The following is a 19,495-nucleotide window of genomic DNA, read 5'->3' on the forward strand; positions in this document are numbered from 1 at the left end:
TTATCAGGAAAATAACAATTCACCTAATTTTTTTATTACTATTTGAGAATAAATTTCATTTCAATAAATATATGTTGTTAGTTAGGATGGTTGAGGGATGGAAGCGAGCGCAAGCAGTATAGAACAGCAAGAAGAGAATGTTAAAGAGATTAAGAGCAGACCGCTTATCGCTTCTATTATTTTAGTAGCGGGTACAGTTTTGTTAGCTTTAAGCATGGCAGTTTCTATTTCTTTTGGGGCTGCAGATATTAGTTTAAAGACTGTATGGCAAGCTGTATTTCAGTTTGATGGATCTATTACACATCATAATGTAATTCAAGAGCTTCGCATGCCTAGAGCAATAGGGGGCGTAGTTGCAGGTGCCTTTTTAGCGGTATCAGGAGCAATTATGCAAGGTATGACGCGAAATCCACTTGCTTCGCCATCGTTAATGGGGATTACAGATGGGGCTGTATTTGGAATTGCAATTATGTATGCATTTTTTCCTAATTCACCTTATTTAATGTTTGTTATCGCATCTTTTATTGGAGCTGCGTTTGGTGCAAGCATTGTATATGGAATTGGGTCTTCTTCACCAGGTGGATTAACACCTGTAAAATTAGCTTTAGCAGGTGCAGCTATTAGTGCTTTATTAGGGGCGATTTCATCTGGAATCGCATTGTATTTCAATCTTGCCCAAGAGGTAAGCATGTGGAATGCAGGCGGAGTTGCTGGAGTGAAATGGCAAAGTATTAATATGTTAGTGCCAATTGGCCTTGTTTGTCTTTTTATCGCAATTATGATGTCGAGATATATTACAATTTTGAGCTTCGGTGAAGAAATTGCAATTGGACTTGGTCAAAATACGACATTAATTAAATTTATCGGAACAGTACTTGTTCTTGTTTTAACGGGTTCCGCAGTTTCCATGGCAGGATCAGTTGGATTTGTTGGTCTTGTAATTCCGCATATGACTCGTTTTCTTGTAGGCTCGGACTATAGATGGGTTATTCCATGTTCTGCGGTCTTAGGCGGGCTGTTAATTGAATGTGCAGATATGTTATCTCGCGTTATTAACCCGCCATTTGAAACGCCAATTGGAGCAATTACAGCGCTAATTGGGGTTCCATTCTTCCTCTACTTAGCACGTAATGAAGGGAGAGGAAAGATGTGAGGACGAGTGTCTTAACAAAAAAGAACATTTCTATATTAACGATTTTAGTAGGACTAATCGTTTCTATATTTCTTATTAGTTTAAATACAGGAACTTTTAAAATCCCGCCAATGGACGTATTAAAGTCATTGGTTGGACTAGGGGCTGAAGATCAGTCTGTTATTTTATTTGAATTCCGTATGCCACGTATGGTAATTGCTATACTAGTCGGATCTGCTTTAGCTATGTCAGGTGCGATTTTGCAAGGTTTATCACGAAATCCGCTTGCTGATCCAGGTATTATAGGTATTAATGCTGGAGCGGGATTAACAGTTGTTATATTCGTCTACTTCTTCTTCGGGAAAGTAGGGACTGGTACATTTTTATCTGTATTCATTCTTCCATTCTTTGCACTAGTTGGAGCGATATTAGCAGCGGTAATTATTTATTTACTAGCATGGAAAGACGGCGTTTCATCGACTCGATTAATACTTGTCGGTATTGCCGTTGCAGCTGGATTTGGAGCTGTTAGTTTAATTTTCTCTATGAAGATGACATCTAACGATTTTCGTTTTGCTACGATTTGGCTGGCGGGAAGTCTATGGGGTACAGATTGGAAATTCGTATTAAGTGTACTTCCATGGATGGTTATTTTCTTACCGCTTGCTATAAGTAAAGCACACATATTAAATGTAATGAACCTAGGCGATTCTACAGCAGTTGGCCTTGGTGTAAACGTAGAAAAAGAAAGACGTAAATTATTATTTATTGCAGTTTGTTTAGCAGGTGCATCTGTTGCTGTTGCGGGCGGAATTGGCTTTATCGGTTTAATGGCCCCGCATTTAGCAAGGCGCCTTGTTGGTGGTAAACATCAAATTATGTTGCCCACCGCTGCGCTAATAGGAACGTTTTTACTTTTATTCGCAGACGTAATTTCAAGAAGTGTATTAACAACTTCAGAAATACCAGTCGGTCTTGTTATTTCTGTAATTGGTGCACCATATTTCATTTATTTACTTATGAGGACAAAATAAAGGGAGGCTTTTCGTATGGCAACTTTAGCGGTGGATGCGGTATCTGTTGGCTATAATGAAGGTTTAATTATTGACGGGTTAACAGTTGAAATTCCGGAAGGGAAAATTACAACAATTATTGGACCAAATGGTTGTGGGAAGTCCACATTATTAAAAACGGCGTCTCGTATTTTGAAGGCAAAGCAAGGTACTGTTTATCTCGACGGAAAAGCAATTGAGAAACAGCCAACGAAAGAAATTGCAAAGAAAATGGCGATTTTACCACAAACTGCAGAAGTACCAACGGGTCTTACTGTATTTGAGCTTGTGTCATATGGAAGATTCCCTCATCAAAAAGGGTTTGGCACGTTGAAAGAAGAGGATTATCGCTACATTAACTGGGCACTTGAAGTGACAGGAATGAAAGAATTTGCGAATCGTCCAGCAGAAGCGCTATCAGGTGGCCAACGTCAACGTGTTTGGATCGCAATGGCTCTTGCACAAGGAACAGAATTACTTGTATTGGATGAACCAACAACGTACTTAGATATGGCTCATCAATTAGAAGTATTAAACTTATTGAAAAAGTTAAATGAAGAAGAAGGTAGAACGATTGTTATGGTTATCCATGACTTAAACCACGCTTCTCGTTTCTCTGATCATATGATTGCATTAAAAGCGGGTAAGTTAATGAAACAAGGAACGCCAGATGAAGTTATGACAAGTGAAACACTTCGTAACGTATTTGAGATTGAAGCTCAAATCGTTCCATGTCCAGTAAACTGTAAGCCAATTTGTTTAACATATGATTTAGCGATGATTAGTAATCAATTGCGTAAAAAAGCATAAGTAGAACCCCCTCTTGAAGAGGGGGAATTCTAATGGACGTTGAGCTTCTTATATAAGAATGGGAAGTTGAACGCCCGTTAGAATGGGTTGTTAACAATAATTAATAAATATATATTAATTAATTGTTATATTTGTTTCTTATAGTTCATTGTAACTTATAAGATAAATACAGCTAGAAGGAGTGGGAACATGAAGAATTTTAAAATGGCACTATTAGCAATGGTACTAGTTGTGACTTCTGTACTATTTGCAGCTTGTTCTAACAAAGAAGAAGAAAAGAAAGCAGATGCAAAGACTGAAGAGCGCACTGTAAAACATGCAAAAGGGGAAATTAAAATTCCTGCAAACCCAAAGAAAATTGCTGACCTTAGTGGTTCAACAGAAGAATTATTAATTTTCGGTATGAAACCGGTTATTACTGCTAATACATCTCAAGAAAAAATTGATGCACATATTGAAAAGAAACTAAAAGACGTTAAACCAGTTGGTTCTGCTTGGGGCGATAAAATTAACATTGAAGCAGTAGCTGCTGCAAAACCAGATTTAATTCTTGTAAATAATCGTCAAGAAAAGATTTATGATCAATTATCTAAAATTGCACCAACAGTTATGTTAAACACTCCATTAGATCAATGGCGTCCAAAATTCGAAGAAGTAGGTCAAATCTTCGGTAAAGAAAAAGAAACAAAAGAATGGTTCAAAAAGTATGATGAAAAAGCAAGCAAATTACATGACAAAATCGTCGCTAAAACTGGTGAAGCAACATTTATGAAAATGGCTGCATATCCAAATGCTTTCCGCGTATATGGTGATTACGGTTACGGTAGCGTAATCTTTAATGATTTAAAACTACCAGCAGTTAAAGGTACACCAACTGATAAACCGTTAGTACAAGTACAAAAAGAAGCTTTAATCGATTACAACCCAGATTACTTATTCGTATTTACAACTGGTGACGGTTCTCAGCGCTTAAAAGAATTCCAAGAAGAATCAATTTGGAAAAACATGAACGCTGTTAAAAATAACCACGTATTTACAATTAAAAATGAAGACTTAAACAAAGGTTACTTCCCACTAGGGAAAGATATGATCTTAGACGAAGTTGCTGAATTCGTTTTAGGTAAATAATGTATAAAGGAAATCACTTTTACTTCGGTAAAGGTGATTTTTTCTTTTTATAAAGGGAATTAATACAGTCTTTCATTTCTTTCTGTTTCTCATTTCGTTTATAATATAAAGTAAGAATGTAGTAAAGAAAGGGGGATGTCGGAAAGTGGTATATTTAAACGACAAACTCAGCGAAACAAAAGTGTTTAAAGACCCAGTACATAAATATGTGCACGTGCGTGATCGTGTTATTTGGGATTTAATCGGAACGAAAGAATTTCAACGCTTGCGCCGTATTAAGCAGCTTGGAACGACATTTTTTACATTTCACGGTGCAGAGCATAGTCGCTTTACTCATTCGTTAGGTGTATACGAAATTATTCGTCGTATGATTGATGATGTGTTTGATGGCAGACCAAATTGGAATGCTGAAGATAGATTGTTATGTTTATGTGCGGCATTACTTCATGATGTCGGTCACGGCCCATTTTCTCACTCGTTTGAAAAAGTATTTTCATTAGATCATGAGAAATTTACGCAAAAGATTATCGTAGGCGATACGGAGATTAATGATGTATTAAGTCGTGTTGATAAGGAGTTTCCACAAAAGGTAGCAGATGTAATTGCAAAAACATCTACTAATAAATTAGCGATTAGTATGATTTCGAGCCAAATTGATGCGGATCGTATGGATTATTTATTAAGAGATGCTTATTTTACAGGCGTAAAGTACGGAAACTTCGATATGGAACGTATACTGCGTGTAATGCGTCCGTATGGGAATCAAGTAGTCATTAAAAATAGTGGTATGCATGCTGTTGAGCATTACATTATGAGTCGTTATCAAATGTATTGGCAAGTATATTTCCACCCGGTAACGCGAAGTGCAGAAGTTATTTTAACGAAGATTTTACACCGTGCGAAATCACTGCACGAGAAGTATTATACATTTAAAAATCATCCTGTTCATTTCTATTCTTTATTTGAAGAAGAAGTAACAGTAGAGGATTATTTAAAGTTAGACGAGAACGTTATGTATTACTACTTCCAAGTATGGCAGGAAGAAGAAGATTCAATTTTAAGCGATTTATGCCGCCGTTTTATGAATCGAAATCTATTTAAATATGTAGAGTTTACAGATAAACACGGTTTAGATAATTGGATGGAATTAAGTAGTTTATTTAAAAAGATTGGACTTGATCCGGAGTATTATTTAGTAGTTGATTCAACATCAGACTTACCGTATGACTTTTATCGTGCAGGAGAAGAAGAAGAGCGTCTACCAATCCTACTTCTTATGCCAAACGGAGAGCTTAGAGAGCTTTCACGTGAGTCGGATATTGTTGAGGCGATTACAGGTAAGAAAAGAACGGATCAAAAGCTATTCTATCCACATGATTTAATCTATGAAGATGGAAGAAAAGGAAAATATAAAGAGAGAATTATTGAGTTGTTAGAAGGAAAGAAATAAGAAGCAGCTAATGGCTGCTTCTTATGAAAAAACTTGAAATTATTTGTCACTTAAGCGTTTTCCGCCAACTGCATAATGGTTTTTAGACATTTCTTCGATGAAAACAACGATGTTTTCTTCAGGAGCACCAGTTGTTTCGCTTACTGCTGCTGTTACTTTCTCAGCAAGAGCTTTCTTTTGTTCTTCTGTGCGTCCTTCTAGCATTTTCACTGTTACGTATGGCATGTACAATCGCTCCTTTTATGTAAGTTACACTCTTATTATAGCGGATTATGGGGAAGAACAATCGAAAAAACAAATAATTTCTTTTTTTGACATATGGAAGAGGAGATGAAGCATGGATCAGTTATTTAGATACCCGTTGCACCAAATTCCTTTGGTAGCAATGGCCATTATTATCGCATTATCAGTTCATGAATTTGCACATGCATATGTAGCATATAAATTTGGAGACGATACAGCAAAGAGACAAGGCCGTTTAACGTTATCACCGATGGCACACTTAGATCCTATAGGTTTGATTGCAGTATTAATTCTTGGATTCGGTTGGGCAAGACCGGTTCCTGTTAACCCATATAACTTTAAAAGACCGCGTCTTGCAGGTATATTAGTTTCAATTGCAGGGCCGATTAGTAACTTAATTTTAAGCGCAATTGGTTTAATTATTTGGTATAGCTTATTAAAATTTGGTGTATTATACTCAATTCCATCTGCAGTAGCAGATACGTTAGCTCAATTTTTCCAGATTTTTATTATGCTGAATATCGTTTTACTTGTCTTTAATTTATTACCGATACCGCCACTTGATGGGTATCGCGTAGTGGAAGATTTAGCACCAGCAAATATTCGCGCGAAAATGACACAGTATGAAAAATACGGGGCAATTGCGTTATTAATTCTTGTTATTACACCGCTTAGTAATTACACAATTCAGCCTATTTTTAATGTTGTTATTCCGTATGTATTAATATTTTTACAGAATATCATTGCGCCTATTTTCGGCCTTTAAACGAGGAGGAACTTACATATGACAGAGAAAAAGAAAAAAATCGGTTTTAATATCGTGAAAAATGATTCAACAGATGGACATGGTGGATTTGGTGTTGGGGCATTAAGCTTAGAAAACATTTCACCTGTATTTGTTGATGTACTAGAGAAAACTGCATTCGTTGATATTGGTGCGATGCACGCGCGTAGTACAGTAGAAAAAGGTATTAAGTTTTTAACAAATAAAGATGAAGTTCCAAACGGAAAACCATTTTGGCTTGTTTGGGTAACGATTGAAAGAACTGCGACAGGTGCGTATTATGCAGGTGTAACAGCTTGTGAAATGACAGTAGACCGTGAAATTCGCCGCGGATATAAATCACTTCCAGAGCACGTAAATAAAATGGATAAATCATTGAAGCGTCACATTATGGTTGACCATATGGATGAATCATCTAAAAAGGTACTTGGTACGTTCTTGAAAGAACATAATGAAGCGATTTGGAACGAATCTAGTGAAGAATTGCGCCGTGCATTATTAAGTGAATAAAAAATAGCTGACGGATGCCCGTCAGCTATTTTTTTACCAAGGAAGATATTTTTTCCACCAACTTGTTTTTTTCTTTTCTTCAGTCGTTTTTTCAAATTCTTCTTTATCATCCACGTGATCCATACAATATTCAGTCGGTTCGGTACCTTTAGCGAAATACATTTTCACAGAAATAGGACAATTTTTTGTAGCAATTTTACCGTTCTCTGGATTGATATTAACCGCTACGACGTCACTTGGTTGTTTAAATCCTTTTTTAGGCTGTCCATCTAAGCCCTTCTCCATCGTATCAGTCCATATTTTCTTGGCATACCCTTGTTCTGCTACGTTTGAAATAGATTTAGGTTGATCATATCCGACCCATACACCTGTTACGATTTGCGGAGTAAATCCGATCATCCAACTATCCGTTTCAGTAGAACCGGATTTTCCTGCATATGTTCTTGATAATTTTGATAACATCGATTGGCCAGTTACAGCAGCATAACTGCTTAGTTTCTTATTAAACATACCAGTCATCATTTCTTCCATTACAAACGCTTTGCTCTTGTCGAGAACTTGTTTACTCTCTAAATGAGCATCGTATAATATATTTCCTTCATGATCCATAATGCGGCGAATGAAAGTAGGTTTTACTTCTTTTCCACCATTTGCGAACATGCTATAAGCGTTAACCATTTCAATTGGTTTTACTGGTGATGTACCAAGAGCTAGAGAAGGCACATCTTTTAATGCACTTTTAATTCCAAATTGTTTCGCTGTTTTTGCAAGCGCGTCATCTCCTAAAAACAAATTCGTTTTCACAGCATATATGTTATCAGAGACTGCGAGAGCTTGTGCCATCGTTACGAAATCATCTGCATAATAATCTTTATAGTTCTTCGGTTTATACTTTGAAACTCCGTCACCTAAGGTGAATACAGTATATTCGCTTTTTAAGCGCGTAGCAGGCGTGAATCCTCGTTCTAATGCCGCATAATATAGAAATGGCTTAAATGTAGAACCAGGCTGACGAACGGCTTGTGTAGCCCTGTTAAATTGACTCATATTATAATCAGTCCCACCAACAAGAGCAGCCACTTCACCTGTCGTTGGATTCATAGAGACGAGAGCAGTTTGTATGTTTGTTGTATCAGGTATATGATCTTTTACAGCTTGTTCTGCTACAGCTTGTAGTTTAGGGTCTAGCGTTGTATAAATTCGCAAGCCACCCCGTTGTAAAGCTTGTTCGTCTAATCCAACATCACGAAGAAGCGAAGCTTGTACAGCATCTTGGAAATATGGTGCGACCTCTGCTACTTTTTTCGTATCCAATGAGGCAAAAGTTAGTGGCTCTTTCTTCGCTAAGGCTGCTTGTTGCTTCGTAATATATCCTTGTTCTACCATTTCATCTAATATGAGAGCTTGTCGTCCTTTCGCACGATCCTCTTTCAAAAAGGGAGAATAGACACTTGGCCCTTTCGGGATACCTGCGAGCATACTAGCTTCTGCTAATGTTAACTCTTTTGCCGTTTTATCGAAATATAGACGGGACGCAGCTTCGATGCCATAAGCGCCATGTCCGTAATAAATTGTGTTTAAATATCCTTCTAAAATATGATTTTTATTATAGTTTACTTCAAGGCGGACAGTGTACATTGCCTCTAATAATTTACGTTTCCACGTTTTATCATGATCTAAATACAGATTACGCGCGTATTGTTGTGTAATTGTACTAGCTCCTTGTACTTTTGCCATCGCTTTTAAATCAGCAACAATTGCACCCGCAATCCGTTTCATATCGAAGCCGTGATGTTTATAAAATCTTTGATCTTCAATAGAAAGGGTCGCTTCTTTTACATAAGGTGAAATTTCATTAAGAGATACATTGTAACGTTTTTGCATTTCATTACTTTGTCCTATAACAGTGTCATCATTTGCGTAAAAGACGCTTGTTTGCGGGACCGCAACAGGAGGAGGTCCCATAATTTTTGCAACTATAATAATAATAAAAAAAGAAAAAACGAAGAAAAGGACGCAAGAAAACATTGCGGTGAAGAAAAGACGTTTATATTTTTTAAGTTTTGGATTCATAGTTTGATCCATCTTTTTTCAGCCCCTCATTAATACAAGCGTTATTGTATTAGTATTGAGGGTTTTCGTTTATTTTAAACAATGAAATTTCGAAAATAAAAAAGCCCCTTCCATTAAGAAAGGAGCTCAAAGGCACGTGCTGGCCAATCGGTAATGATGACATCTACACCATAATCAATCATAGTTTGTAAATCTTTGTATTCATTAATTGTATATGGACGGAAAACATACCCTTGCTCTTGTGCTAACTGCACAAATTCTTTCGTTAATAACTGGAAGTTTGGATGTAATCCATTTGCTTCTCTATGTTTTGCTTCGGCAATTGGATCAGCAAGTGGTGTATCATATAAAATTGCTCTTGGGATTTCAGGAGCAATTTCTGCTAATAATGAAACAGAGTCATGGTTAAATGATGAAAATACAATTTGATTAGAAAGATGATATTCACGCACAAGTGCAACAGCTTTTTCCTCAATATTTGGGTAATGAATAACATCTGTCTTTAATTCAATATTTAGTTGTAAGTTCGTTGTGGAAAGCCAAATGAAAACCTCACGCAACGTTGGGATTTTTGCTTCATGGAAAGAAGGGTCTTTATAGCTACCAGCGTCCAATGATTGTAGTTCCTCTACCGTTTTTTCCGAAACAAGTCCAACGCCATTTGTTGTACGATCGACGGTTTCATCGTGAATTACGACAAGTTCACCATCTTTTGATAAGTGGACATCGAGTTCAATTCCGTGAGCGCCAATGCGTTCTGCTTCTTGGAAGGCAATCATCGTATTTTCGGGATGTGTTCCTTTTACTCCGCGGTGAGCGAAAATAAGTGGTTTACTCATGTGAAATTCTCCTTATTATCTCTTTTCTTTCATTATGAAACTGCTTTAGGGAAAATACAATTGAATATGACAAACATTTACAAAAGTCTAACAGTTGCACAAAAGTTAACGTTAACGTAAAATGTAATAATTAAGTGAAGGGAGGAATAAACATGTATAAAATTGATGAAGTAACAAAGCAAGTTGGTTTGACAAAACGTACACTTCGTTATTATGAGGAAATTGGTTTAATTCATCCCCCTGAACGTAGTGAGGGGAACATTCGCCTGTATACAGACGGGGATATCGCCAGAATTAAAAAAATTGTGGAAGCGAAAGAAGTGTTAGGAATTACGCTTCAAGAGATGCAGCATTTTTTATCGTTAAAAGAAAGAATGGAGCAAAGAAGAAATAGCGAAAACCCTCGTGATCGTGAAGTGATTCAAGAAATTAAAGATATGCTTGAAAAACAAGTGGAAACGCTAGACGAAAAAATGGAGCAAATGCAACGTGTAAAGGCAGAACTAGAAGATAGTTTACATCGTGCAGTAACATTTTTAGAGAACACAAAAGGAGAGTAATCAAAATGGAGAGCAAACAAAAACTAGGGAGATTGATTACAGTGGTGGCTACCTTCCTTGCCTTTTCGGGTATAGGGGTAGTTGACCCAATTTTGCCAATTATTGCTGAGAAAATCGGTGCAACGCATTGGCAAGTTGAAATGTTATTTACCGCTTATATTTTAACGATGGCAATCATGATGTTACCAGCTGGTATATTTGCATCGAGATTTGGTGATAAACGGATGATGACAATCGGTCTTGCGATTGTGACTGTATTTGCGTTTATATGCGGTATATCGCAAACGATTGCTCAATTATCTCTTTTCCGCGCTGGATGGGGATTAGGAAATGCGATGTTTTTTGCTACAGCAATGACGCTATTAATAGCATTAAGTAAAGAAGTTCATGAAGCAGTAGGATTATACGAAGCAGCTATCGGTTTAGGCATGGCTGGCGGACCATTATTAGGCGGGATATTAGGTGGTCATTCTTGGCGTTATCCGTTTTTCGCGACAAGTATTTTAATTTTCTTAGCATTTATTTTAGTATTCTTTTTTGTAAAAGAACCGGAGCGAAAAGTGAAGCGTAAGGCTGCTGGGGTAGGAGAATTACTTAACCTGGTGAAGTATAAACCGTTTATGCAAGGTGCGATTTCAGGAATGTTATACTACTACGGATTTTTCGTTGTGTTAGCATATTCACCACTTATTATGCATTTATCAGCTATTCAATTAGGCTTTGTATTTTGCGGATGGGGGCTCGCGTTAGCTTACGGTTCTGCAATTTTAGCACATAAGCTAGAAGGGAAATATGAACCAAAAACATTATTAAAGGGTAGTTTACTCGTATTTGCGATTTTCTTAATTGCACTATTCTTTGTGAAAATTATGTGGTTACAAATTACTCTTATCGTTTTATCAGGATTGGCATCTGGCTTAAACAATGCATTATATACAAGTTATGTAATGGATATTTCACCTTATGAAAGATCTGTTACGTCAGGTGTTTATAACTTTGTTCGTTGGTTAGGTGGTGCGATTGCTCCAATTTTATCAGGAATTATCGGTCATACTGTTTCACCACAAAGTCCGTTTTTAGTAGGTGGAATTGTTGTGTTAGTTGGTTGTATTATGATCCTAATTCCAATTCGTAAACCAGTAGAAATAGAGACAAAAGCCCTTTCTTAAGAAAGGGTTTTCTTTCCTTTTGCGGTGCAAACCCTTTTCGCACATATGTTAGAACCCTCTGACTAAAATATATTTTCGGTATTTTTGTACTTTTAACTATACATTTTGGATGTTTTGTTTTATTTTTGTTAGGGGACATTAATGATGTCCCTATTATAAATTTGCATTGAAAGGCGTGATTGTACGATGGAACTATGGTTCACTGAAAAACAAACAAAACATTTTGGGATTACGGCGCGTATTAACCGCACATTACATACGGAGCAAACAGAATTCCAAAAACTTGATATGGTCGAAACGGAAGAGTTCGGAAACATGCTTATTTTAGATGGCATGGTTATGACAACAGAAAAAGATGAGTTCGTTTATCACGAAATGGTAGCACACGTACCTTTATTTACACATCCAAACCCTGAAAACGTATTAGTTGTTGGTGGCGGTGATGGTGGTGTTATTCGTGAAGTGTTAAAACACCCAAGTGTAAAGAAAGCAACTCTTGTTGAAATCGATGGAAAAGTAATTGAGTACTCTAAACAATACTTACCATCAATTGCAGGCGCATTAGATAATGAGCGTGTAGAAGTAAAAGTAGGAGACGGTTTCCTACATATCGCAGAAAGCGAAAATGAATACGATGTAATTATGGTAGATTCTACTGAGCCAGTAGGACCAGCAGTAAACCTATTTACAAAAGGCTTCTACGCTGGAATTTCAAAAGCGTTAAAAGAAGATGGTATTTTCGTTGCACAAACGGACAACCCTTGGTTTACACCAGAACTAATTACAACTGTGTTTAAAGACGTAAAAGAGATCTTCCCAATTACTCGTTTATACACAGCAAACATTCCAACTTACCCAAGTGGTCTTTGGACGTTCACAATTGGATCTAAAAAACATGATCCATTAGAAGTAAGTGAAGAGCGTTTCCACGAAATCGAAACGAAATACTACACAAAAGAATTACACAATGCAGCATTCGCATTACCGAAATTTGTTGGGGATTTAATTAAGTAAGAGAATTGTATCAAACAAATAAAGTGTAAGTAGCTCATTTAAGGTGTTTGTCCAGAAGACTTGAACATGCTAGCTACTTACACTTCTGTAGAGAAAATCGTCTTCTTGTTGTTAAAAAGAAGACCCGGTAAATCGAGAAAGAGGAGCAATTCGCTCCAAATTTGAGAAATAGTGAAAGGTTGGGATACCTTAAGTTCCACATAAGGAGGAAAAGAATATGCGTTTTGATGAAGCTTATTCAGGTAAAGTATTTATTAAAAGTCATCCAAGTTTTGAAGAGTCAAAGGTAGTTATTTATGGGATGCCTATGGATTGGACAGTAAGTTACCGTCCGGGATCTCGTTTTGGCCCTGCACGTATTCGTGAAGTATCAATCGGTCTTGAAGAATATAGCCCGTATTTAGATCGTGAACTAGAAGAGGTAAAATATTTTGATGCGGGTGATATCCCATTACCATTCGGAAACGCACAACGCAGCTTAGACATGATTGAAGAGTATGTATCAAAACTTTTAGATGCCGATAAGTTTCCACTAGGTCTCGGCGGTGAGCACCTAGTGTCTTGGCCAATTTTTAAGGCAATGGCAAAAAAATATCCGGATTTAGCAATCATCCATATGGATGCTCATACTGATTTACGTGAATCGTATGAAGGGGAGCCTTTATCCCACTCTACACCAATTCGTAAAGTGTGTGATTTAATTGGTCCGGAAAACGTATATTCTTTCGGAATTCGTTCTGGAATGAAGGAAGAATTTGAATGGGCGAAAGAAGTAGGTATGAACTTATACAAATTTGACGTATTAGAACCGTTAAAAGAAGTATTACCGAAACTTGCTGGCCGCCCAGTCTATGTCACAATCGACATTGATGTATTAGACCCAGCTCACGCTCCAGGAACAGGAACATTAGAAGCTGGCGGTATCACATCTAAAGAATTATTAGATTCCATCGTAGCAATTGCAAATTCAAATATAAATGTAGTTGGAGCAGACTTAGTAGAAGTAGCTCCAGTCTACGACCATAGTGATCAAACACCAGTCGCAGCAAGCAAATTCGTGCGGGAAATGCTGCTCGGTTGGGTGAAATAAAAGTGAAGCCGACTGTTTAGACCCGGTGACTAAGGTTCTTTCCTGCAAAAGGTACTTTTTACCTTTTGGCAGGGAAGGTTCTTAGACGCAAGGGTCTAGGAGGCGTAACTGGATAGTAATAAAAGCGGAGGCAGCTCGCTCAGAATCGCAGGTCATTGGAACGCTCGACCGAGAAGCACTTTTGGCGTAGGCCGAGAGTGTGAAATGGCTGGAGATTCTAGCCGCTGCAGCTAGATAAAATAAGAGCCCTCTATATGATTAGAGGGCTCTTATTTTGTCGTTATGTGTCGGTAAGTCGATATATTAAAAAAATCGCTGATATAATTCGAGTTGCGCTGATATATTTAAAAAACCGCCGATATAATTTCATTTACCGTTACGCAACACAAAAAAAAGCTATTCTCAAACGATGGGAATAGCTCTTTTTCTTATGCAACCTTCTCTTCCGAAGTAACTCCGCGAATTTCATCAGCAGAGCGGATTGGATATTTACGGAACACAATAGATCCAATGTATCCGACAATAGTGGTAACGATTCCACATAGTACGGCAGCAATTGTTACTTTTATAACGTCATTAAATCCGAATAGGACAAGAAGTCCTGGGATTGGTGATGCTGTTCCTGGTGCATTATTAACAAGCTGGAATAGCGATGTAATAATACCGGCAAGTGCACCGCCAACGAAATTTGTCATATAGATTGGAATTGGATTTGCTGAGACAACATCGGCTTGTGTTAAAGGTTCGATTGCTACAGCAATTGTATCTTTCTTTGAACAAATTTTTAATCGTTTAAAGAAAATAAAGTTCATCGGGGCTGAGGCCGCAACGGCAAGGCTACCAATTGCCATAGGTAAACCTGTTAATCCAAGCATTGCAGTTAGTGCCATAGAACTTAGTGGAGAGGTAGAAATAACTGTTATTAATCCACCAAGCATAATACCCATAATGATAGGGCTTTCTGTAGTTGCAACTGAAATCATAGAACCGATTTTACCGAGTGTTGCGTTAACAAGCGGATCCATAAGCATTGCCATTCCGCGTGAGATTGGTGCAGCGATAAATAGGATTGCTAAAAATTCCACGCCAGCTGGTAATTTCTTTTCGAGAAATTTCACGACGAAAGCACAAACGTATCCAGCGAAAAATCCTGGTAAAATACCGAATCCACTAGTAGCGATACCAATTAAAACAGCGTATACGGGGGAAACACCGATTGCTAATGCGACTAAAATCGCTGCTGCGACACCGCTCATACTACCGGAAGCTTCTCCTACTGATTGTAAAAAGTCATTATGAAACATTTCTCCACCTATATAACGGTGAAATGCTTCAATAAGAAAACTTGCGATTGCTGCATTAGCTAAAGCACCCATCGCCTTCATTCCATAAGGCGCACGGTAACTAAAAAGTGTAAATAGACAAAGTACAACAAGTAATAGTGCTAAACCTTGCAAGATAGCCATTTGAAAACTGTCTCCTTTGATTTTTGTAATAAAAATTCGTATCATTCAATAATAATATAAAAGTGTATGAAACGGAAAAATTTTTTCTTGGGAACTTGCTGTAAGAAAAAATCCCTTACAATAATGTAAGGAAAGTGTAAGACTTTTAGATAGAGTATAGTATGCTCTTTTCCGTATAATACAAGTATAGATATAATACTAGTGAGAAAGAAGTGCAAACAGGAGGTTCATGTATGAAATTGGTAATTAAAGTTTTAGCTATATTCGCCATTATTCTAGGTGGAACAGCGTATTATTTGAACACAAAAACAGAAGGTGTACATGCTTTTGTAGACAACTTCTTTTCAAATAAAGAAATACAAGATTATTATGCGGTTATAGATAAAGGTGAGAAAAAAGACGGAGAATACTTGTATACTTTTAAAGGGTATACAGAAGACGGAAAGTTACAGATCATTAAAAGAATGATGAACCGTGAATTGCATACGGGGGCGTTTATAAAAATTTATGCAAAAGGTATGCAAGGAAAAGGATGGGCTGAAATCCCGAAAGAATCTATTCCACAAAAAGCGTTGGAAAAAATAGAAAAACCATAAAAGGAGCGACTCATTCGCTCCTTTTTAGTGGGTTAAAATAGTGATAGATGTTTTTTCCTTGTTAGAAATAATTTTTGCACGTCCACCAATTGGGAAAGTGAAAATCGGGGTTGTATGCCCGAAACTTGCGTTTGCAATGATAGGAATATGTGCAAGTTCAGGTTTTGAAGCAATCATTTCTTGAATGTCTTCTATCGTACATTCTGCACCTTTTTGCATCTTTCCTATAATGATTCCCTTTATGTATTCAAAATCTTGCTGCTGCATAAGGGAATGTAAATAACGATCAAAAGTTTTAAGAGTAGATGTTCCAGTTAAACTATCTTCTTCAATAAATAAAATTTTGTGCTTTAAATTTGGCATATATGGTGTGCCTTGCAGTAAGTTAAATGTGCTCATATTGCCACCGATAATATCTCCCGTAGCTTCTCCTTCCTGAATTGAAACGTATCCTTCATTTTTAATAAATTCTCGATTTTCCTGATCTATATACCAAGAATCATCGCTCCATGTTTCAGATGGCAGGACTTCAATAGGCCCATTAGAAGTTAAGCACTTTAAAAAGTAATCGGTTGTATACCCGAGCCCTTTCTCCATTCCAAACGAAGAGAAATGGGGTCCTGAATATGTAACAAGCCCTGTTTTTGCGTAAATTGCATTATTTAAGGCAGTAATATCAGAATAACCACAGAAAAATTTCGGGTTTTCACGAATTAAATCATAATCGAGATGTTTCAATAAACCATTTGAGTTGTATCCGCCAAGTGTAGTCAAAATAGCTTTTACATTAGGGTCTCCAAATGCTTCATGGAGGTCTTGAATGCGGGAAGAAATAGAGGAGGAAGCAAATCGATCTATCTCATCAGCATATTTTGAGAATGTAACTTGAAAGCCCATGTCAGTTAATCTTTTTATAGCAAGTTTTCTATTTTCATTTGAAACAATACTTAAACTACACGATGGTGAAATCACTCGTATTTCATCACCCTTTTTTAACTTTGTTGGTATCACTATATTCACCTCTTTAATTGAAAGAATATTTAGATTTAAAAAATATTTTATCATATGAAATAAAGTAGAAGTGAATTATTTTTTGAAATGGAGTTTTCCTGATTTTTCAGCAGACAGACAGAGTCTTTTTTTGATATGATAGGAAAAGTGATTTATTATAAGTAGTATTTAATATCTATAACATTTGAAAGGTGTGCAAGACGTGGAGAAACAACTTGCAGGCTTGCCGGTACACGTTCATTTCGTAACAGAAATCCGTGAAGGGGCGAGGAAGGAAACCGTTGCTTTTGAAGCAAATGGTCAATACTATGTAAAAGGTCAAGGTACATATGTAACATTCCAGGAGCCGAACGAACAAGGCGAAGTGAAAACAATTATTAAAATTCAAGATGAACAAGTTCTCATTATGCGTTCAGGTGCTGTTTCTATGCGTCAGACGCATGTGAAAGGTGAATGGACAACTGGTACGTATACGAGTGAACTTGGTACGTTTGCATTGCAAACAAAGACTGATAACGTTCTTTTTAAATGGTCGGATGAAAAGAAAAAAGGACAACTCTTCTTAACTTACGCATTGCTTCTAAGTGAACAAGAAGCTGGCAGATATACTATTACAATTAATTTGAAGGAGGCAAAATAATGAATTCCTTAGAACAAGTAAAAGGATTGATTAAAGAAGAAATTCAGGCTGCTGTATTAAAGGCAGAATTAGCGACAGAAGAACAGATTCCAAACGTTGTATTAGAATCTCCAAAAGATAAAACAAATGGTGACTTCTCTACAAATATGGCAATGCAACTTGCACGCGTTGCGAAAAAAGCACCTCGTATGATTGCAGAAGAACTAGTTGCAAACTTCGATAAAGCAAAAGCTTCTATTGAAAAAATCGAAATCGCTGGTCCTGGTTTTATTAACTTCTATATGGATAATAGCTACTTAACAGATTTAATTCCAACAATCGTAAACGCTGGTGAAGCTTACGGTGAAACGAATACTGGTAAAGGTGAAAAAGTACAAGTTGAGTTCGTATCTGCTAATCCAACAGGTGACCTTCACTTAGGACATGCACGTGGTGCGGCAGTAGGTGACACTTTATGTAACCTATTAGCAAAAGCAGGCTACGATGTATCTCGTGAGTACTACATTAATGATGCTGGTAACCAAATTCATAACTTAGCTCTTTCTGTTGAAGCTCGTTACATGCAAGCTTTAGGCTTAGATAAAGAAATGCCAGAAGACGGTTACCATGGTGCGGATATCATTGGAATTGGTAAACGTTTAGCAGAAGAATTCGGCGATCGTTATGCGAAAGCTGATGAAAAAGAAAGCTATGAATTCTACCGTGAGTACGGTTTAAAATATGAATTAGCAAAACTTCAAAAAGACTTAGAAAGCTTCCGCGTTAAATTTGATGTATGGTTCTCAGAAACATCACTATACAAAAACGGAAAAATCGATCAAGCTCTTGCTGTATTAAAAGAGCGTGAAGAGATCTTTGAAGAAGACGGCGCAACTTGGTTCCGTTCAATGACTTACGGCGATGACAAAAATCGTGTATTAATTAAAAACGACGGTTCTTACACATACTTAACGCCAGATATCGCGTATCACCGTGATAAATTAGAGCGTGGTTTTGATAAGTTAATCAACATTTGGGGTGCTGACCACCACGGTTACATTCCTCGTATGAAGGCTGCTATTCAAGCACTTGGTTACGATAAAGACACGCTTGAAGTAGAAATCATCCAAATGGTACAACTATACCAAAATGGTGAAAAAATGAAGATGAGTAAGCGTACGGGTAAAGCAGTTACACTTCGTGAGCTTATGGAAGAAGTAGGCGTGGACGCAATGCGTTACTTCTTCGCAATGCGTAGCGGTGATTCTCATTTAGACTTCGATATGGACTTAGCTGTATCAAAATCTAATGAAAACCCAGTATACTATGCACAATATGCTCATGCTCGCGTATGCAGTATCCTTCGTCAAGGCGAAGAATTAGGATTAGCTGTAGATGGAGATGTGAACTATAAACTTGTTACTTCTGAGAAAGAAGTAGAGTTACTGAAAAAACTTGGTGAATTCCCAGCTGTAGTTGCGGATGCAGCACAAAAACGTCTGCCACACCGTATTACAAACTATGCATTTGAATTAGCAGCAACATTACACAGCTTCTACAATGCAGAAAAAGTATTAAACCAAGATAACTTAGAATTAAGTAAAGCTCGTTACGAGTTAATGAAAGCAGTACGCACTACACTTCAAAATGCATTAGCAATCGTAGGAGTATCTGCACCAGAAAAAATGTAATGAAGAAAAGCGGAGCCGACTGTTTAGTCCCGAAGGCTAAGGTTCTTTCCCACAGAAGATGCATTTTATCTTCTCGTGGGGAAGGTTCTTAGACAGAAGGGGCTAGGAGGCAGAGCTGGACATAAAGAAAAGCGGAGCCGATTTTTCGCTTTCAGTAAAAGGCAATCACACAATGTTGTGATTGCCTTTTTGTATGGAGATAATAAAAAAAATTATCAAACAAAAGGGGAATTTGCGTCGTCTTATATAAATGACAGG

The 19,495-nt window shown here is 37.2% G+C and carries 19 protein-coding genes; 14 read left to right on the forward strand and 5 right to left on the reverse strand.

The window, feature by feature from the left end; all coding sequences use genetic code 11:
• Nucleotides 1-97 precede the first annotated feature (97 nt).
• From QO049_RS00570 to QO049_RS00590, 5 genes are all read left to right on the forward strand, one after another.
• Entirely contained in the window at nucleotides 98-1,153 is a 1,056-nt protein-coding gene (locus QO049_RS00570; protein WP_000388296.1) for a FecCD family ABC transporter permease, read from the forward strand.
• Nucleotides 1,150-2,166, forward strand: a complete 1,017-nt coding sequence (locus QO049_RS00575; RefSeq protein WP_001260757.1) for a FecCD family ABC transporter permease — start codon at nucleotides 1,150-1,152, stop codon at nucleotides 2,164-2,166. Before QO049_RS00570 ends, QO049_RS00575 begins: the two co-directional genes overlap by 4 nt.
• A gap of 15 nt (nucleotides 2,167-2,181) precedes the next feature.
• Nucleotides 2,182-2,994: an ABC transporter ATP-binding protein gene (locus QO049_RS00580; protein WP_000212068.1), complete on the forward strand. Its 813-nt coding sequence runs from the start codon at nucleotides 2,182-2,184 to the stop codon at nucleotides 2,992-2,994.
• 189 nt (nucleotides 2,995-3,183) lie between these two features.
• The gene (locus QO049_RS00585) at nucleotides 3,184-4,122 is read left to right on the forward strand and encodes an ABC transporter substrate-binding protein (RefSeq protein WP_000787724.1); all 939 of its coding nucleotides are present in this window, start codon (nucleotides 3,184-3,186) and stop codon (nucleotides 4,120-4,122) included.
• Nucleotides 4,123-4,267: 145 nt separating this feature from the next.
• Complete coding sequence (locus tag QO049_RS00590) at nucleotides 4,268-5,572, forward strand: HD domain-containing protein (RefSeq protein WP_000262731.1); 1,305 nt, start codon at nucleotides 4,268-4,270, stop codon at nucleotides 5,570-5,572.
• 39 nt (nucleotides 5,573-5,611) lie between these two features.
• Here QO049_RS00590 and QO049_RS00595 read toward each other — a convergent pair whose 3' ends face one another.
• The gene (locus tag QO049_RS00595) at nucleotides 5,612-5,797 is read right to left on the reverse strand and encodes a 2-hydroxymuconate tautomerase (protein WP_001147171.1); all 186 of its coding nucleotides are present in this window, start codon (nucleotides 5,795-5,797) and stop codon (nucleotides 5,612-5,614) included.
• Nucleotides 5,798-5,909: 112 nt separating this feature from the next.
• Here QO049_RS00595 and QO049_RS00600 point away from each other — a divergent pair, with 112 nt between their 5' ends.
• The gene (locus tag QO049_RS00600) at nucleotides 5,910-6,581 is read left to right on the forward strand and encodes a site-2 protease family protein (RefSeq protein ID WP_016111037.1); all 672 of its coding nucleotides are present in this window, start codon (nucleotides 5,910-5,912) and stop codon (nucleotides 6,579-6,581) included.
• Nucleotides 6,582-6,599: 18 nt separating this feature from the next.
• Nucleotides 6,600-7,109, forward strand: coding sequence for a YwhD family protein (locus QO049_RS00605; RefSeq protein ID WP_000136678.1), 510 nt, complete (start codon nucleotides 6,600-6,602; stop codon nucleotides 7,107-7,109).
• Nucleotides 7,110-7,142: 33 nt separating this feature from the next.
• Here QO049_RS00605 and QO049_RS00610 read toward each other — a convergent pair whose 3' ends face one another.
• Both QO049_RS00610 and QO049_RS00615 read right to left on the reverse strand, forming a co-directional pair.
• Nucleotides 7,143-9,194, reverse strand: coding sequence for a transglycosylase domain-containing protein (locus QO049_RS00610; RefSeq protein WP_246961670.1), 2,052 nt, complete (start codon nucleotides 9,192-9,194; stop codon nucleotides 7,143-7,145).
• Between the two features lie 101 nt (nucleotides 9,195-9,295).
• Nucleotides 9,296-10,021: a glycerophosphodiester phosphodiesterase gene (locus QO049_RS00615; RefSeq protein WP_000042786.1), complete on the reverse strand. Its 726-nt coding sequence runs from the start codon at nucleotides 10,019-10,021 to the stop codon at nucleotides 9,296-9,298.
• A gap of 152 nt (nucleotides 10,022-10,173) precedes the next feature.
• On the opposite strand from QO049_RS00615, the gene QO049_RS00620 reads away from it, so the two are divergent.
• The 4 genes from QO049_RS00620 to speB all read left to right on the forward strand — a co-directional run bounded on the left by QO049_RS00620 (nucleotide 10,174) and on the right by speB (nucleotide 13,854).
• Nucleotides 10,174-10,581, forward strand: coding sequence for a MerR family transcriptional regulator (locus tag QO049_RS00620; RefSeq protein ID WP_000276578.1), 408 nt, complete (start codon nucleotides 10,174-10,176; stop codon nucleotides 10,579-10,581).
• Nucleotides 10,582-10,586: 5 nt separating this feature from the next.
• Nucleotides 10,587-11,750, forward strand: coding sequence for an MFS transporter (locus QO049_RS00625; RefSeq protein ID WP_000444233.1), 1,164 nt, complete (start codon nucleotides 10,587-10,589; stop codon nucleotides 11,748-11,750).
• Nucleotides 11,751-11,936: 186 nt separating this feature from the next.
• The gene (speE, locus tag QO049_RS00630) at nucleotides 11,937-12,764 is read left to right on the forward strand and encodes a polyamine aminopropyltransferase (RefSeq protein WP_000424696.1); all 828 of its coding nucleotides are present in this window, start codon (nucleotides 11,937-11,939) and stop codon (nucleotides 12,762-12,764) included.
• A 217-nt stretch (nucleotides 12,765-12,981) separates the two neighbouring features.
• Entirely contained in the window at nucleotides 12,982-13,854 is an 873-nt protein-coding gene (speB, locus tag QO049_RS00635; protein ID WP_001209831.1) for an agmatinase, read from the forward strand.
• Nucleotides 13,855-14,282: 428 nt separating this feature from the next.
• Here the strand turns inward: speB and QO049_RS00640 are convergent, their stop codons facing one another.
• Nucleotides 14,283-15,320, reverse strand: a complete 1,038-nt coding sequence (locus QO049_RS00640; RefSeq protein WP_000996328.1) for a PTS sugar transporter subunit IIC — start codon at nucleotides 15,318-15,320, stop codon at nucleotides 14,283-14,285.
• A 233-nt stretch (nucleotides 15,321-15,553) separates the two neighbouring features.
• On the opposite strand from QO049_RS00640, the gene QO049_RS00645 reads away from it, so the two are divergent.
• On the forward strand, nucleotides 15,554-15,916 hold the full coding sequence (locus QO049_RS00645; RefSeq protein WP_000779915.1) for a YxeA family protein: 363 nt from the start codon (nucleotides 15,554-15,556) through the stop codon (nucleotides 15,914-15,916).
• Nucleotides 15,917-15,940: 24 nt separating this feature from the next.
• Here the strand turns inward: QO049_RS00645 and QO049_RS00650 are convergent, their stop codons facing one another.
• Nucleotides 15,941-16,927: a S66 family peptidase gene (locus tag QO049_RS00650; protein ID WP_246961668.1), complete on the reverse strand. Its 987-nt coding sequence runs from the start codon at nucleotides 16,925-16,927 to the stop codon at nucleotides 15,941-15,943.
• 202 nt (nucleotides 16,928-17,129) lie between these two features.
• Between QO049_RS00650 and QO049_RS00655 the strand changes: the two genes are divergently transcribed.
• Nucleotides 17,130-17,567 carry a YwiB family protein gene (locus tag QO049_RS00655; protein WP_000414867.1) on the forward strand — a complete coding sequence of 146 codons (438 nt, stop codon included), beginning with the start codon at nucleotides 17,130-17,132 and terminating at the stop codon, nucleotides 17,565-17,567.
• The gene (gene argS / locus QO049_RS00660) at nucleotides 17,567-19,237 is read left to right on the forward strand and encodes an arginine--tRNA ligase (RefSeq protein ID WP_001086446.1); all 1,671 of its coding nucleotides are present in this window, start codon (nucleotides 17,567-17,569) and stop codon (nucleotides 19,235-19,237) included. The genes QO049_RS00655 and argS overlap by 1 nt, the downstream gene beginning before the upstream one ends.
• The last annotated feature ends 258 nt before the right edge of the window (nucleotides 19,238-19,495 follow it).

This window comes from Bacillus sp. RB3 (assembly GCF_030164735.1).
Lineage (GTDB): Bacteria > Bacillota > Bacilli > Bacillales > Bacillaceae_G > Bacillus_A > Bacillus_A cereus.

Bases quoted from the DNA above. Each gene is read 5' to 3' on its own strand.
- QO049_RS00570 (WP_000388296.1), top strand. From the start codon at position 98: ATGGAAGCGAGCGCAAGCAGTATAGAACAGCAAGAAGAGAATGTTAAA.
- QO049_RS00580 (WP_000212068.1), top strand. From the start codon at position 2,182: ATGGCAACTTTAGCGGTGGATGCGGTATCTGTTGGCTATAATGAAGGT.
- QO049_RS00585 (WP_000787724.1), top strand. From the start codon at position 3,184: ATGAAGAATTTTAAAATGGCACTATTAGCAATGGTACTAGTTGTGACT.
- QO049_RS00595 (WP_001147171.1), bottom strand. From the start codon at position 5,797: ATGCCATACGTAACAGTGAAAATGCTAGAAGGACGCACAGAAGAACAA.
- QO049_RS00600 (WP_016111037.1), top strand. From the start codon at position 5,910: ATGGATCAGTTATTTAGATACCCGTTGCACCAAATTCCTTTGGTAGCA.
- QO049_RS00605 (WP_000136678.1), top strand. From the start codon at position 6,600: ATGACAGAGAAAAAGAAAAAAATCGGTTTTAATATCGTGAAAAATGAT.
- QO049_RS00610 (WP_246961670.1), bottom strand. From the start codon at position 9,194: ATGGATCAAACTATGAATCCAAAACTTAAAAAATATAAACGTCTTTTC.
- QO049_RS00615 (WP_000042786.1), bottom strand. From the start codon at position 10,021: ATGAGTAAACCACTTATTTTCGCTCACCGCGGAGTAAAAGGAACACAT.
- QO049_RS00620 (WP_000276578.1), top strand. From the start codon at position 10,174: ATGTATAAAATTGATGAAGTAACAAAGCAAGTTGGTTTGACAAAACGT.
- QO049_RS00625 (WP_000444233.1), top strand. From the start codon at position 10,587: ATGGAGAGCAAACAAAAACTAGGGAGATTGATTACAGTGGTGGCTACC.
- speE (WP_000424696.1), top strand. From the start codon at position 11,937: ATGGAACTATGGTTCACTGAAAAACAAACAAAACATTTTGGGATTACG.
- speB (WP_001209831.1), top strand. From the start codon at position 12,982: ATGCGTTTTGATGAAGCTTATTCAGGTAAAGTATTTATTAAAAGTCAT.
- QO049_RS00640 (WP_000996328.1), bottom strand. From the start codon at position 15,320: ATGGCTATCTTGCAAGGTTTAGCACTATTACTTGTTGTACTTTGTCTA.
- QO049_RS00645 (WP_000779915.1), top strand. From the start codon at position 15,554: ATGAAATTGGTAATTAAAGTTTTAGCTATATTCGCCATTATTCTAGGT.
- argS (WP_001086446.1), top strand. From the start codon at position 17,567: ATGAATTCCTTAGAACAAGTAAAAGGATTGATTAAAGAAGAAATTCAG.